A 14,963-nucleotide genomic window follows, 5' to 3' on the forward strand; every position below is an offset into this window, starting at 1 on the left:
CTTGACCGCTCTGCGTTGCGCTAACATTCTGATCCTAGCACGATCTTGAAATGCTCGACCCATGTTGGGGCCACAAACCCTTCCGGTTCTTGCACAACGGGCGGGCTTTCCGCCCAACTCTTTACTGCCTCCAACCACAGATAGCGCTCCTCTACCGATGCGTAAACGGCATATTTGCCCAAAAACTCCCTAAAAACAGGTAAATCATTGCATATGACGGGCGTACCTAACGTCAAGGATTCAACCAGGGGTAATCCAAAGCCCTCGGCAAGTGTTGGAAAAAGTGTACACCGCGCTCCGGCGACAAGCGCTGTTTGCGCCGCATCGCTCAAGGCGCCCAATTCCTGCACGCGGCTTTGTGGGCCCAAATCGTCGAGCCGCGCGAAGACATTGGCGTTTTCCCATCCCCGCGCACCGCTGATATAAAGCCGGGATGCGTCTGGCCCCAGTTCGTCCCAAAGATCCAGCAGGAAGCCATGGTTCTTGCGTGGCTCAATCGTCCCTACCGTGACGAAATAGGCCTGATTAGGGTCTATTTCTGGTGGCAAATCATCCATATCAGGCTCTGATACAGGGCAGCCCAGGTGTGCCACGACCATCGGTGGTACCCGTCCCCAATCCGCCATCACCGCACCACACCGTGCTGCGGTATCCTTGGAATTGCAAATGATCCTGTCCGCGAAACGCGCGACCCGCCGCATCTTGACTTCGAAGGGCGCCACGCTGCCCGCGCGCTGGAACTGCGGGTACTCCAGCGGGATTACATCATGGACCAGTACGTGCACCGTCCCGAATGACCCTTTGATCCCGCTCAGGACACGGTCTGTCAGGTTGCTGTGCCCGACGTTGTAATAGGCATATCCCGCTGGCACATACCGCGCCAGAGCCGCCCCCAGCCGCCCAGGCGTTAGCCGCGCGATAGCCAATTTGCGCATGTCACTCTCTGCCCGCCGCACTGCATCAGGCGCACGCGACAAGCGCGCCAATCCCCGGCGCGGACCCCACGGCACATCGCCATGAACCCGGTCACTGAACGCCTGCACGCCAACCCGGTCCAGCAGGATATAGCCCAGCGCCGTTCGCACCAGCCCGAAAACCGGCACGTCATCTTGCAAAAACTGCGCCAGATAGGCCCGCTCAACCCGGTCCACCCCCGTCGGCACCCGTCCCGCGCGTCGCAGCGTGCGCGTCAGATCAAGCAGCCGCGCGGGGACCATTCAGCGGTCGTAGTGGCCGTTCTGATGCCACCTCCAGGCGTCGGTGATCATCTGCCGCAGGTTGGATCGCTGCGGGCGCCACCCCAAATCGTCCTCCGCGCGCTGGGACCCTGACACCAGCTTGGTGCAATCGCCCGGCCGGCGCGGCCCGTCCACGCAAGGCACGGACTTGTTTGTCACCTCACGGCTGTGATCCAGAACCTCACGTACGGAAAACCCGGACCCGGTGCCGAGGTTGAACACCCGACTGCCCTTGCCGCCTTCCAGCCATTTCAGCCCCAGCACATGCGCATCCACCAGATCACACACATGCACGTAATCGCGAATGCAGGTCCCATCCGGCGTATCGTAATCCGTCCCGTGGATCGTCAACGCATCCCGCTTTCCTTCGATCGCATCCAGCATCAGCGGCACCAGATGCGTCTCGGGTTGGTGAAACTCCCCCACCTCGCCATCAGGGTCGGCACCTGCCACGTTGAAATACCGAAAGATCACATGGCGCAGCCCATGGGCGGCTTCAAAGTCGCGCAGAATATCCTCGATGGCGCGCTTGGACGCGCCATAGGCATTGATCGGGTGCTGCTCCGACGTTTCATCCAGCACCACGTTGTCCTGATCGCCATAAGTCGCGCAGGTGGAGGAGAAAACGAACTGCTCACAGCCCGCCGCCACCGCAGCTTCGATCAGGTTCAATGACCCGGTGACGTTGTTGCGCCAATATCGCCCCGGCTCCGCCATGCTTTCCCCGACCTGGCTCAGCGCCGCGAAATGCATCACCGCAACGGGCTGATACCGGGCAAACACCGCATCCAGCCTTGCGCGGTCCAGCAGATCCCCCTTTTCAAACGGACCGAACTTTACCGCGTCCTGCCAACCCGTCACCAAGTTGTCGAAAGTGACGGGGACATATCCCGCCTGCGCCAACGCCTTGCAGGCGTGCGACCCGATGTATCCCGCGCCGCCTGTGACCAGAACATGTTGCATGAGGTTCGTTCCCAAGGGGGCTATTGCGCAGCCTTGTCAGCCGCCGAGATGCTTTCCAGATACGCGCTCAGATCCTCCCGCAGATCTTCCCGCGCCAGGCCGAATGCTACGGTCGCCTGCAAAAACCCTGATTTAGAGCCGCAATCGAAACGCTGTCCCTTGAACCGATAGCCATACACGTTGCGGTCCTGCTCGATCTCGTTGGCAATCGCATCTGTCAATTGGATCTCTCCGCCAGACCCGGATTTGATCTGGTTGAGGTTCTGCAAGACGGTGGGCGCCAGAATATACCGGCCGATCACCGCGAGGTTGGAAGGCGCATCTTCGGACTTCGGCTTTTCCACCATGCCTTTGACCTTGACCATCTGCCCCATGTCTTCGGCCACATCCAGCATGCCATAGGACGATGCCTGCTCCGCCGGGACTTCCATCGCGGCGACCATGTTGCCGCCGGTTTCCTCGTAGGCTTCGACCATCTGCTGCAGACACGGCTTTTCCGCCGCGATCACGTCATCGGGCAGGATCACCGCAAAGGGTTCCTTGGCAATCAAACGGCGTGCACACCAGACGGCGTGGCCCAAACCCAGCGCGCGGTGCTGCCGGATATAGGCAATTGCACCGCTTTCCATGTTGGTATTCTGCAGCGTCTCCAGCAGTTCCGTCTTGCCCTTCTTGCGCAATTCCTGCTCAAGCTGCGGCGCGTGGTCAAAGTAGTCTTCCAAAGCACCCTTACCGCGCGAGGTAACAAAAATGAATTCCTTGATCCCGGCGGCCCGCGCCTCATCGATGGCGTATTGGATCAGCGGACGGTCGACCAGCGTCATGATTTCCTTTGGCACTGATTTCGTCGCAGGCAAGAACCGTGTTCCCATACCCGCAACCGGGAAAATCGCTTTTGTCACTCTCTTGGGCATCGTCTTCCTTTACTCACTCAATTCAAACTGATGATGCATCACCATCGTACAACGGGATGGGGAACCTGGAAACACAAAGGGGTTTTCGACCCCAGTATCAGCGCGTTTGCCATAAAACTACAGGTCACTCAATCCGCGCTGTCGGGCAATACGTGCCCTCTCGGCCTTGATCCGCCGGTTGCGTGTCTCAAATCGCCACAGGGGCTGATCCCTGTCTGATCGCCCGAATAGCCCCCCGCGCTGTACCCAAACTCCATCAGAACCAAACCTTACGTGGTGATACATACCCGTCAACGACAGCGACAACAGGGTGACAATCTCTCCGTTTTTCACCCTTGCGGCGGCGGTGGCGTGGTCGCGTGCGAAATGCCACGGCCGGGTCGTCATCAACATGGAGCGGCGCAGGGGTATTTTGAACTCCTGAAACGGCGATGCCGGATGCCGGGGCAAGGCCCCCGTATCTGTCTCACGCGTCATCCCATCCGCATGCCCGGCATCCAGCCGCTTCATCAAACGCCGGACATCACGCGGCTCTAGCGTGCCTGCCACCATGTGCCGAAGCAGGCGTTGCCGCTGTTCCACGCGTAATGCTTTCCAGTGATCCGCCTGCATGGCTTCCGTCACATGCTTGCGGTGAAGCACGGCCCAGCTTGCGCCGATCTCAAACAGGTCACTTGGCACGCGCGCGGCGCTACGATGCGCATTTGCCGCAAACCCGTGATGGACTTCGGCCATCGGTACCAGCGCTGTTGCATGGCCCGCCCGTGCCAACCGGATGTTCAGGTCCGTCTCATCCAGAAAATAGCGATAGGCCGGGTCAAATCCGCCCAGCGCCACCAACACCGACCGCCGAAACGCCATGTTGGTCCCTTCGGTCTTGATCGCGCGCCCTTGCGGCGGATGCAGCACGACAGCCTGTGTGCTTTTCAGATCCAGCGGATAACCTTCGCCACGCGCATCAATCCCCTGCCCGCGCCACTGAAACGAAATCCCGTTGCGCCCGCGAACCACCCCGCCCATCGCCGCCACATCTTCGCGCAGCGCCGGGGCGCAAAGATAGCGCAGCCATGTGGGTTCCGGCACGGCATCATCATCAATGAAGGCAACAACCTCGCCCGCTGCTTGCGCCACGCCAAGGTTACGCGCGGCAGAGATATTGGCGGCGTCAAAGGGCACCACTTTCACCTGATCGGCAAAACCGGACGCTTCCACCGCCGCCACGCCCGCCGGATCAGCCACGACGACAACCTCGAACGGATCATACTGCAGCTGCGACACGCCAATCAGGCACCGCATCAACGCTTCTGCCCGGCCCCGGCTGACAATCACGACACTGACCGGGAGCGTTTGGGTCATTCGACGCCCATCTGCCGCATCATGGCTTCGATCTTGGGCACATCTTCGGGGTTGTTAAGCTCCCAGAATGCGCGCCCCCGTGCTTCAACCTCAACACACAGAACATTGCGCCCGTTCTCAATAAACCGAAGCTGCTCCAGACCTTCAAGCGTCTCTAGCGGGCCCGTAGGCCAGCCAGAGTAGGCCGCCAAGGCATCCGGGCGATAGGCATAGACACCAACGTGATGAAACACGGGCGTGGCTTCTGCGTTGTCGTAACTCTGTGACGTGAACGGCACGACTTCCTTGGAGAAATACATCGCATGGTGGTCTACATCGAAAACCGCCGTGGTGCCTCCGACCCGGCCGGCCTTGCGATCGGCCAGCAAGCCATTCAAAGCCGCCCCGTCGCAGCGCAGAACCGGCGTCGCGATCTCAGCCGCGGGGGCGGCGCGCAGGCCTTCAACCAGCCCTTCGACAAACCAGTGCGGCGTCAGCGGCGCGTCCCCCTGCAGGTTCACGACGATCTCAAACCCGCCACCCAGAACCTCATGCGCCTCCGCACAGCGTTCGGTGCCGTTCATGCAGGTGGTTGAAGTCATCACAACCTCTGCTCCGAACGCTTCGACCGCATGTTTGATTCGGTCATCGTCCGTGGCGACCACGACCCGGTCCACGCCCTGCACTTCACATGCAGCACGCCAGGAACGCTCGATCAGACTGCGCGCCACACCACTGGACCCGGTCAGTTCCGCCAAGGGCTTTCCGGGATAGCGGGACGAGGCATATCGCGCGGGAATGACAATCAGGACCGACATCAGGCGGGCTTCAACGTGACGCTGGGCGCGTGGGCGATGAAGAACGGATTGGCGAAATCGGTTTTGCCATAGGTCAGCGGCGTATGATCGTCAAAGCGAACCACAGCGCCGCCCGCGCCACGCAGAACGGCATCACCAGCGGCGGTGTCCCATTCCATCGTACGACCAAGGCGCGGGTAAAGATCCGCCTCCCCTGTGGCCACCAGACAGAATTTCAACGACGACCCCGCGCTTGTCATGTCTTTGACCCCGTATTTGCCAATGTAGTCATCCGTCGCCTGATCCCGGTGCGATTTGGAAGCGACGACCATCAGCGCCGCATTGTCCGCCTGAGCCACATTAATCCGTTTGCAGGCTCCCAGTTGATCTTTGTCAAATGGTCCCATTTCTTCGACCGATGCACTATCGGCGCGCGTAAAGAACATCCGGTCCTTGGCTGGGGCATAAACAACCCCACGCGTCGGCGCGCCACCCTCAACCAACGCAATATTCACGGTGAAATCGCCCCGCCGGTGAATGAATTCCTTGGTGCCATCCAACGGATCGACAATCAAAAAGGTGTCGCCCTGCGCGCTGTGGGTCGCGGCCTGTTCCTCCGTCACCAGCATGACATCCGGGAACGCCACGCGCAGGCCGTCGGAAATAATCTTGTCCGCCGCCTTGTCTGCCGCCGTCACCGGGCTGTTGTCTGACTTCGAAGTGACTTCGAAATCGTCCCGGCCATAGATTTCCATGATCTTGTCACCCGCTTCCAGGGAGAGCCTGCGCATTACCTGCACCAGTCTGTCGTAATCCATCCTACCGGTATCCTTGCTTTTATTGATTAAGCGGCCCGCCCCCCTTATGATGGCGCGCAAACGGATCGGCAAGATTTCCGTGTTAGGCAGAGTTTTGGTTTCATGAGGCAGCCGCCATGTTCGAAGTAAGCACAAGACGACCCAATGCGTTGTCCTCGGCGGCAACGATTCTCGAGCTGATCTACCACAACGTCGTCCGCTCCATCCGCAGCCAGCACAGGAACGCGGTTGTCGCGATCCTGCTGAACATGCTGCAGGCGGTCATGTTCGTGGCAGCCTTCTATGCGATGTTCAGCCTTCTGGGCATGCGCAGTGCCGCGTTGCGGGGGGATTTCCTGATTTACCTGATGTCCGGCGTGTTCCTATACATGACCCATACCAAGGCGCTGGGCGCGGTGGCAGGGGCCGAAGGGCCTTCCAGCCCGATGATGCAACACGCGCCGATGAACACGATGATCTCCATAGCCTCCTCCGCTTTGGGCTGCCTTTACGTGCAATCGCTGTCGCTGTTCGTGATCCTGTTCATCTATCACGTGTCATGGAACCCCGTGGTGATCGAACAGCCCATTCAGGCCTATTCAATGCTGCTGCTGGCATGGGCCACGGGCTGCGCGCTGGGTCTGGTGCTGCTGGCGATCAAGCCGTGGTTTCCGTCCTTTGTCGGGATCTTCCAGACGGTGTATCAGCGCGCCAACATGATTGCGTCGGGCAAGATGTTCGTGGCCAACACCCTGCCGGGTTTCATGCTGGCCATGTTCGACTGGAACCCTTTGTTCCACTGCATCGATCAGGCGCGCGGGTTTGCCTTCATCAACTACGTGCCGCGCCACACCTCCTGGGAATACGCCGCGTGGGTTGGCATTGTGCTGCTGATGGTCGGCCTGATGGGGGAATTCTATACCCGCAAGCACGTTTCCCTTAGCTGGAATGCGCGGCGGTAGGTCAACGGCACCTTAGACAAAGGCCCGGTTTGCAGGACAAGGCAGTCATTTCATAGTGACAGGCCAATGTCGGCTTATTGCAGTTCCGAGGTCGTCGCTTGGAGATCAATGCGAAACAATTCGAGAACGAACGGCTAATTGTTCTCGAATGCGGACTGGCGCACAAAAGGACCCCACTTTTGTCCAGAGAACAGCGATCACCGCCCTATTTCTCTCCATTTTTGGCTTCTTTCCTATTTGTCAAAGAGTTTCCTTCAATTTGAAGGGATCCATTGCCAAGGATCGCCATGCCGCTTCTCGGGATATATTCATGGTCGCAGTACACGACGCCCGCGGGTATTCCTGCCGGTGACTTGGTCGGTGACACCCAGCCGAACGATCCGGCTTCGCCAGGGTACAGTTCTACGTCTCCCACATGGATTGGCGAAACCTTCACATTCAATGGTGGGGCGCCAACACAAATTGACATCAACGACGACGATGGCAATTTCGAAGACGGATATGTTGAAACCGGTGGCCCGCAGACATTGGTGCAGGATGTCACGATTGACGGCACGCTTTATCCTGCCGGTTCAGTGGTCGAGAACGAATTTTCACTGATCGACGCGAGCGGCCAGGAAATCTACGTCGTCCGCATCAACGGCGAAAATGTCGGCTTCACCTATGCGACTGGCGAAGAGCCAACGGCGGGAGAGACATTCACCGCGCAACAAGGGCTCGATGGTGCGCCCGCGGACAATGCCGACGGCACCTCAAGCAGCGTGGAACCCTATGCCGATATCGTTTGCTTTGCTGCAGGAACCCGGATTGAAACGATAGATGGGATGCGGGCGGTAGAAGAACTGCAAGCCGGTGATCTCGTAATGACAATGGATCATGGCCCCAAACCCATTCTCTGGCTGCGAACAAGCGATCAGCAACTGGACAGCGCGCCGGAGGATGGCACGCCAATTCTTATCTCTGCCGGATCATTGGGGCCGGGATGTCCAAGTAGCGATCTGGTTGTTTCGCCACAGCATCGGGTCGTTGTCGGGGGCGGACAGCTCAGCGCGTTTTTCGAAAGCGAAGCCCTGGCACCTGCGAAATCGCTCACCGGACTGCCGGGTATCAGACATATGAGAGGCAAGCGGGAAATGACCTGGGTCCACTTTGCTTTCGAAACCCATCAAGTGGTCTGTTCGAATGGCTGCCTGACTGAATCACTGTTGCTTGGACCGATGGTCACCAATGGAATGACAGGGCCTGAGCGACGCGAAGTGAGTCGAATTTTCGGCCACTCCCTATCTTCGGAAATCCCGCTCAACGGTCCGCCAGCGCGACGCATCTTAAGTTTGAAAGCGGCTCGTTCTGCTATTCTGGCCAGAAAAAGGTTGCTTCATCGCTCCAAATCTTTGCAGCGGCAGGATCGAGACGTTGGATGGAGCGCGGCGAACTGGAAACAAGAACACACCGCGTGGCCATTTGATGCGCGGATGTCAGACCGCGCGACGTAAGTTGTCATTCGCACGTCGCACGGAAGCCGGAACAATGGGCTCAAGACCGGCATCAAGATCACTCACGCCACCACCCGCAGCGTCAGATTGATCCGCCCGCCCTTCTCCAGCAGCGACGACGACCCCGCACGCACCCGGTCCACCCCATGATAGGTCAGCCGCGCGTCGCCGCCCATCACCACCACATCGCCTGATTGCAGCCAGACACTTTCCGTTTTGCCGCCGCGCGTGGTGTTCCCGATCCGGAACAGCGCATCATCCCCGAGCGAGATCGACACGACCGGCCACTGGAAATCCGCCTCGTCCCGGTCCTGATGCAGGCCCATTTTTGCGCCCTCACCGTAATAGTTGATCAGACAACACTCCGGCCGCCGGTCCAGCCCGGTGACGCCGTCCCAGACCGCCAGCACCTCAGGCGGGATCGCAGGCCAGGGCCGCCCGCTGGGATGCGCACGCACATAGCGGTATCCCTTCCGGTCAGAATACCAGCCATAAAGCCCCGCCGCCGTGATCCGCACCGACATGGGTTTGCCATAAGGTGTATCGGGCTGAAAAAAGGGCGCCTGCCGCACCACATCGCGCAGCGCTACGACCATCCGCTGCTGCGCATCGGCTTTCAGGAAACCCTTGTAGATTTCGAATCCCCGCAGGGTTAAAGCAGTCATCAGCCCTCCTTCTTTTCACGTTTGGCGAAAAATCCGCAAAGATTCACCCCAAACAGGCCGTTGGAGCGGTTGCAGGGGGCATATCCGCTCCTTATATACCCGACGAACCGCCGCGAAGCAGTCGCTTTCGGCCTCACCTAATCGGGGCGCTGGTGCCACAACGGGCCAGAACCTCGGGACATCGCCTTAAGAAAAAAGAGGGATCGAAAATATGTCTAAAGTTATCGGCATTGACCTTGGAACGACAAACAGCTGTATCGCCATCATGGACGGCAGCCAGCCACGGGTCGTGGAGAACGCCGAAGGCGCGCGTACTACACCATCCATCGTGGCCTTCACAGATGACGAGCGCCTTGTAGGCCAGCCGGCAAAACGCCAGGCCGTCACCAACCCGGACAACACCATTTTCGGCGTCAAGCGCCTGATCGGCCGTCGCAACGACGACGCGGACCTGGCCAAGGACAAGAAAAACCTGCCCTTCAATGTGATTGATGGCGGCAACGGCGACGCATGGGTCGAAGCCAAGGGTGAGAAATACTCCCCATCTCAAATCTCCGCCTTCATCCTAGGCAAGATGAAAGAAACCGCTGAAAGCTACCTCGGCGAAGAAGTGACCCAAGCGGTCATCACCGTCCCGGCCTATTTCAACGACGCCCAGCGTCAGGCGACCAAGGACGCAGGCAAGATCGCGGGCCTTGAGGTGCTGCGCATCATCAACGAACCCACAGCGGCGGCGCTAGCTTACGGTCTCGACAAGGAGCAGACCCAGACGATCGCGGTCTATGACCTTGGCGGCGGTACATTCGACGTGACCATCCTTGAGATCGACGATGGCCTTTTCGAGGTCAAATCCACCAACGGCGACACGTTCCTGGGGGGTGAAGACTTTGACATGCGCATCGTCAACTACCTTGCCGATGAGTTCAAGAAAGAGCATGGCGTCGACCTGACCAAGGACAAGATGGCGCTGCAGCGTCTCAAGGAAGCTGCGGAAAAGGCCAAGATCGAGCTCAGCTCCTCCAGCCAGACGGAAATCAACCAGCCGTTCATCTCGATGGGGTCTGATGGTGCGCCGCTGCATATGGTCATGAAGCTGACCCGCGCCAAGCTGGAAAGCCTTGTGTCCGATCTGATCAAGGCCTCCATCAAGCCCTGTCAGGCTGCGCTGAAGGATGCAGGCCTGTCCGCTTCCGACATCGACGAAGTTGTTCTTGTGGGTGGTATGACCCGGATGCCGCGCGTTGTGGAAGAAGTCACCAAGTTCTTCGGGAAAGAGCCGCACAAGGGTGTGAACCCGGACGAAGTGGTGGCACTTGGCGCGGCCATTCAGGCCGGCGTTCTGCAGGGTGACGTCAAAGACGTGGTTCTTCTGGACGTGACGCCGCTGTCGCTAGGCATTGAAACGCTGGGGGGTGTCTTCACCCGCCTGATCGATCGCAACACCACGATCCCGACGAAGAAATCGCAGGTTTTCTCGACCGCCGAAGACAACCAGAACGCCGTGACGATCCGCGTGTTCCAAGGTGAACGGGAAATGGCAGCCGACAACAAGATCCTCGGTGCCTTCAACCTTGAAAACATCCCGCCGGCCCCCCGCGGCCTGCCCCAGATCGAAGTGACTTTCGACATCGACGCCAACGGCATCGTATCCGTCGGTGCGCTCGACAAGGGTACGGGCAAGGAACAGAAGATCACGATCCAGGCCTCCGGCGGTCTGTCCGATGACGACATCGAAAAGATGGTCAAGGACGCCGAGGAGAACGCCGAAGCGGATAAGGAGCGCCGTGAGCTGATCGAGGCGAAAAACCAGGCCGAGAGCCTCATCCATTCGACTGAAAAGTCCATGGAAGAGCATAAGGACAAGGTTGACCCGACCACGATCGAAGCCATCGAACTGGCCATTGCCGCGCTGAATGACGATCTGGAAACCGAAAATGCCGACAAGATCAAATCCGGCATCCAGAACGTGACCGAAGCGGCGATGAAGCTGGGCGAAGCGATCTACAAGGCCGCGCAAGAGGAAGGCGAGGATATGGCGGAAGCCACAGACGCCCCTCAGGACGCGGGTGGCGCAGACGACGACATCGTCGATGCCGAGTTCGAAGATCTGGACGACGACAAGCGCGCGTAAGCGGGCATGCGGAACCCTGATTGGGCCGGCCTGACGTACGGGCCGGCCCTTCACGTTCCCGCAAGAGGATAAGTACATGGCAAAACGTGACTATTACGAAATCCTTGGTGTCGCCAAAGGCGCGTCCTCCGACGAAATCAAGAAGGCCTATCGCAGCAAGGCGAAGGAGCTTCACCCCGATCGCAACGCCGACAACCCCAAGGCCGAGGCGCAGTTCAAGGAAGCCAACGAAGCCTACGAGGTGCTCAAGGACGGTGACAAGAAAGCCGCCTACGATCGCTATGGCCATGCAGCCTTTGAAGGGGGCATGGGTGGCGGGCGGCCCGGTGGTGGATTTGGCGGCGGGCAGGGTGATTTCTCCTCTGCCTTCTCGGACGTGTTCGATGATCTCTTTGGTGATTTCATGGGCCAACGCGGCGGTGGCCAGGGCGGCGGACGCCGGGCTGCGCGCGGCTCCGACCTACGCTACAACCTGCGTATCACGCTGGAAGAAGCCTATTCCGGCCTGCAAAAATCCATCAATGTTCCCACCTCCGTCGCTTGCAGCAGCTGTTCGGGCTCCGGTGCGGAAGGCGGTGCCGAACCGTCCACATGCCCCACCTGTTCCGGCATGGGCAAGGTCCGGGCGCAACAGGGCTTTTTCACGGTTGAACGGACCTGCCCGACCTGTTCGGGTCTGGGTCAGATCGTCAAGAACCCCTGCAACACCTGCCGTGGCGCAGGCCGGGTGGAAAAGGAACGCGCGCTTAGCGTTAACATCCCGCAAGGGGTAGAGACCGGAACGCGCATCCGTCTGGCGGGCGAAGGCGAAGCGGGCATGCGCGGCGGTCCATCCGGGGACCTTTATATCTTTGTGGAGGTCACGGACCACGAATTGTTTGACCGCGACGGTCCGAACCTTTTCTGCCGCGTCCCCGTCTCCATGAGCACGGCGGCCCTTGGCGGCACCATTGAAGTACCTACCATCGACGGTGGCCGTGGGCGCGTGCAGATCCCTGCAGGCAGCCAGTCAGGCCGTCAGATGCGTCTGCGTGGCAAGGGCATGCCCCCTTTGCGCGGTGGCGGCATCGGCGACATGATCATCGAACTGGCGGTGGAAACACCGGTCAACCTGACATCCAAGCAGAAAGAACTGCTGCGCGAATTTGAAGATCTTTCGTCGGAGAACAATCCAGAAAGCAAGGATTTCTTTTCCAGCGTCAAAAGCTTCTGGGACAGCATGAAAGGCTGACAGTCTTTCACCGGTCTACCAAAGAGGCGGCGCCACCAGTCGCCGCTTTTTTCATTTGCAGGCGAGCCGAAGCGGTTTCCTTAACCCTTCCGTAACCACGTTGCGCCACGGTTACGCCATGAGCCGTTTTGACGAATCCGCCCTGCCTTTCCTGCTGGATGAAGCCCCCGAAGCCGCACCCGTGACGGGCAAGCAACCTTCTTATATCAAGGACCACCGGCAGCGCCTGCGCGCCCGTTTCATGGGTGGCGGCGCGGCGGCCATGCCGGAGTATGAATTGCTGGAACTCGTCCTGTTCCGCGCCATCCCCCGCCGGGATGTCAAACCCCTCGCCCGGACTCTGATGGACCGTTTCGGTGACTTCAACCGCGTCATCACCGCGTCTGAACCTCGCCTGCGCGATGTGTCCGGCGTGGGTGACGCCGTTATCATCGAACTGAAGATCGTCGAAGCCGCAGCACAACGCATGGCGCGGGCCCGCGTCATGCAACAACATGTCGTTTCAAGCTGGGACGCGCTGGTGGATTATTGCCACACCGCCATGGCGCATCGGGAAACCGAACAGTTTCGCGTGCTGTTTCTGGACCGCAAGAATGTCCTGATCGCGGACGAAGAACAGGCAAAAGGTACGGTCGATCACGTCCCCGTCTACCCGCGCGAGGTTGCCAAGCGTGCGCTTGAACTGAATGCCAGCGCCCTGATCCTTGTGCACAATCACCCATCAGGTGATCCCACACCATCGCAGGCCGACATCGACATGACCAACCAGATCGCCAGCGCCTGTGATGCACTGGGCCTGACCCTGCATGACCATCTGATCATCGGCAAATCCAGCGAACTCAGCTTTCGGGCGGACGGTTATCTGTGACCTTCAGCGCACCCAGACCTCGACGCGGCGGTTGACCTGACGCCCCCATGCCGTGTCATCACAAGCCATCGGCATCGCCTCTCCAAAGGCATCGACGCCGACGTTGACCCGTTCCATATTCGCCGTCACCGCTGCGGCACTGACCGCGCGGCGCACCGCCTGCGCGCGCCGCAGGGCGATGTCGCGGTTTGCCTTCGCCGCCCCGTCGCCATCGCTGAACCCGACGAACAGCAATTGCCGCGCGTCGTATTTCCCTTGTTCCAGCGCCCGTGCCAACTGCTGTACATTCGACCGCGATTGCGCGTCCAGCCGGATCGACCCTGCCTCGAACCGGTAGCTTGTGGTCAACCGCGCCATCGGTGTCAGGGTTGCCGTCATCCGCTGCAATTCTTCCAGCGATGTCTCCCCACCCGCGACCGTGATCGCATTGGCAAAGCGATTGCCCTGCTCATCCACCGGAATTTCCTCCGGTGTCTGGTCGACGAACCCTGCCCGCCGGATCACGTTCTGCGCACCGGGGCCACGGGTAAAAGCCAGAAACTCCCGTGCAATCAGGGGCAACCGCCGGGCGGGAAAATACAGAAACATCGGCGCGGTCAGGGGATAATCCTCTGTCTTGATGGTGCGCCGTGCTGCGTCCAGAAAGAAACCACAGGTCCCGCCAAGCGTCAGAACCTGCGTATTGCGCCGCTCCGCATAGCTGGTGATCCCCAGCGCGAAGGTATCGCGTGCCACGGCATCGGCAATCTCCGATGGCAGCGCATGGCGCGTGATCCCCTCGGCAAATTCAAGCTGCACCGGGGCCATCACCTGATCGACAATCGCCTGGCTCAACCCGCTGGACAAACTGGGCAGGTGCAGATCAATCGGCGCATCGGGCCCGCCCAATTCCTGCCAATTGGTGATCTGTCCGCCAAACACCCGCGCCAGATCAAGCGGAGAGATCGCCTTGATCGGGTTGGAAGCGGAGGCCACCGGCACCACCGCATCAAGCGCAAGCACCCGGCTGCGGTTGGCCCCCGTCAGATCCCCCATGCCTGCATCGCGCGCATTGATCCGTTCGTCCCGCCGCACTTCCCGCAAGGCCAAGACGATGTCCGCCTCATCCGCCAGAAGATCGGCAAACCCTTCGTCCGTGTTGGTCGCCCTGAAATAGAAACGCGCTGCTGTCTTTCCGGTGTCCGCACGGGTCAGCACGTATGCGAACCGCGTGGCATCGACGGTTTCGCGATTGACCTTGTATCCGTTGCGCTGCGCAAAGGCATCGATCAAGGCAGGCATCAGCACCGCACCCATGGTGGCGGACCCCGATAGCTGTATCTCCGCCACGAAATCCTGCAAATTCGGGCATCCCGGCCCTTCGCAATTCACACCCGATCCGTCAACCGTCAGTTCCCCGTATTCGGTCTGCAGCCGGTAGAACTCACCGTCGAACCCCAGCAGCGTCCCGATCAGTTCCACCTTGCCATCGCGTGACGTCAGCGTGACGTCCTGCGCGAGCGCCTGCAGACCTGCAAATGCAAAAAGTGCGGCGAAGATCGCCGCACGTTTCAGGTTGTCCATATGACC

The 14,963-nt window shown here is 59.8% G+C and carries 13 protein-coding genes; 5 read left to right on the forward strand and 8 right to left on the reverse strand.

Annotated elements, in window-relative coordinates; genetic code table 11:
* Window positions 1-20: 20 nt before the first annotated feature.
* The 6 genes from AB4X18_RS08005 to cysQ form a co-directional block, all read right to left on the reverse strand.
* The gene (locus AB4X18_RS08005) at window positions 21-1,217 is read right to left on the reverse strand and encodes a glycosyltransferase family 4 protein (protein WP_370399587.1); all 1,197 of its coding nucleotides are present in this window, start codon (window positions 1,215-1,217) and stop codon (window positions 21-23) included.
* On the reverse strand, window positions 1,218-2,201 hold the full coding sequence (gene galE, locus AB4X18_RS08010; protein ID WP_370399588.1) for a UDP-glucose 4-epimerase GalE: 984 nt from the start codon (window positions 2,199-2,201) through the stop codon (window positions 1,218-1,220).
* Window positions 2,202-2,221: 20 nt separating this feature from the next.
* A complete protein-coding gene (galU, locus tag AB4X18_RS08015; protein WP_370399589.1) occupies window positions 2,222-3,115 on the reverse strand; it encodes a UTP--glucose-1-phosphate uridylyltransferase GalU in 894 nt (297 codons plus the stop codon).
* A gap of 117 nt (window positions 3,116-3,232) precedes the next feature.
* Entirely contained in the window at window positions 3,233-4,471 is a 1,239-nt protein-coding gene (locus AB4X18_RS08020) for a glycosyltransferase family 2 protein (protein WP_370399590.1), read from the reverse strand.
* Window positions 4,468-5,268, reverse strand: coding sequence for a 3-deoxy-manno-octulosonate cytidylyltransferase (locus AB4X18_RS08025; RefSeq protein WP_370399591.1), 801 nt, complete (start codon window positions 5,266-5,268; stop codon window positions 4,468-4,470). The genes AB4X18_RS08020 and AB4X18_RS08025 overlap by 4 nt, the downstream gene beginning before the upstream one ends.
* Window positions 5,268-6,065 carry a 3'(2'),5'-bisphosphate nucleotidase CysQ gene (gene cysQ / locus AB4X18_RS08030; RefSeq protein ID WP_370399592.1) on the reverse strand — a complete coding sequence of 266 codons (798 nt, stop codon included), beginning with the start codon at window positions 6,063-6,065 and terminating at the stop codon, window positions 5,268-5,270. The genes AB4X18_RS08025 and cysQ overlap by 1 nt, the downstream gene beginning before the upstream one ends.
* 116 nt (window positions 6,066-6,181) lie before the next feature.
* Between cysQ and AB4X18_RS08035 the strand changes: the two genes are divergently transcribed.
* A complete protein-coding gene (locus AB4X18_RS08035; RefSeq protein WP_370399593.1) occupies window positions 6,182-7,006 on the forward strand; it encodes an ABC transporter permease in 825 nt (274 codons plus the stop codon).
* A 287-nt stretch (window positions 7,007-7,293) separates the two neighbouring features.
* The gene (locus tag AB4X18_RS08040; protein WP_370399594.1) at window positions 7,294-8,499 is read left to right on the forward strand and encodes a Hint domain-containing protein; all 1,206 of its coding nucleotides are present in this window, start codon (window positions 7,294-7,296) and stop codon (window positions 8,497-8,499) included.
* 62 nt (window positions 8,500-8,561) lie between these two features.
* Here the strand turns inward: AB4X18_RS08040 and AB4X18_RS08045 are convergent, their stop codons facing one another.
* Window positions 8,562-9,164 (reverse strand): alpha-ketoglutarate-dependent dioxygenase AlkB family protein, encoded by a 603-nt coding sequence (locus AB4X18_RS08045; RefSeq protein ID WP_432817276.1) that lies wholly within the window; start codon window positions 9,162-9,164, stop codon window positions 8,562-8,564.
* Between the two features lie 211 nt (window positions 9,165-9,375).
* On the opposite strand from AB4X18_RS08045, the gene dnaK reads away from it, so the two are divergent.
* From dnaK to radC, 3 genes are all read left to right on the forward strand, one after another.
* Window positions 9,376-11,295 (forward strand): molecular chaperone DnaK, encoded by a 1,920-nt coding sequence (gene dnaK / locus AB4X18_RS08050; protein ID WP_370399595.1) that lies wholly within the window; start codon window positions 9,376-9,378, stop codon window positions 11,293-11,295.
* A gap of 76 nt (window positions 11,296-11,371) precedes the next feature.
* On the forward strand, window positions 11,372-12,526 hold the full coding sequence (gene dnaJ, locus AB4X18_RS08055; RefSeq protein ID WP_370399596.1) for a molecular chaperone DnaJ: 1,155 nt from the start codon (window positions 11,372-11,374) through the stop codon (window positions 12,524-12,526).
* A 118-nt stretch (window positions 12,527-12,644) separates the two neighbouring features.
* The gene (gene radC / locus AB4X18_RS08060; RefSeq protein WP_370399597.1) at window positions 12,645-13,394 is read left to right on the forward strand and encodes a RadC family protein; all 750 of its coding nucleotides are present in this window, start codon (window positions 12,645-12,647) and stop codon (window positions 13,392-13,394) included.
* A 3-nt stretch (window positions 13,395-13,397) separates the two neighbouring features.
* Here the strand turns inward: radC and AB4X18_RS08065 are convergent, their stop codons facing one another.
* Window positions 13,398-14,957 (reverse strand): substrate-binding domain-containing protein, encoded by a 1,560-nt coding sequence (locus tag AB4X18_RS08065; protein WP_370399598.1) that lies wholly within the window; start codon window positions 14,955-14,957, stop codon window positions 13,398-13,400.
* Window positions 14,958-14,963 lie beyond the last annotated feature (6 nt).

It is taken from the genome of Sulfitobacter rhodophyticola (genome assembly GCF_041281685.2).
Lineage (GTDB): Bacteria > Pseudomonadota > Alphaproteobacteria > Rhodobacterales > Rhodobacteraceae > Sulfitobacter.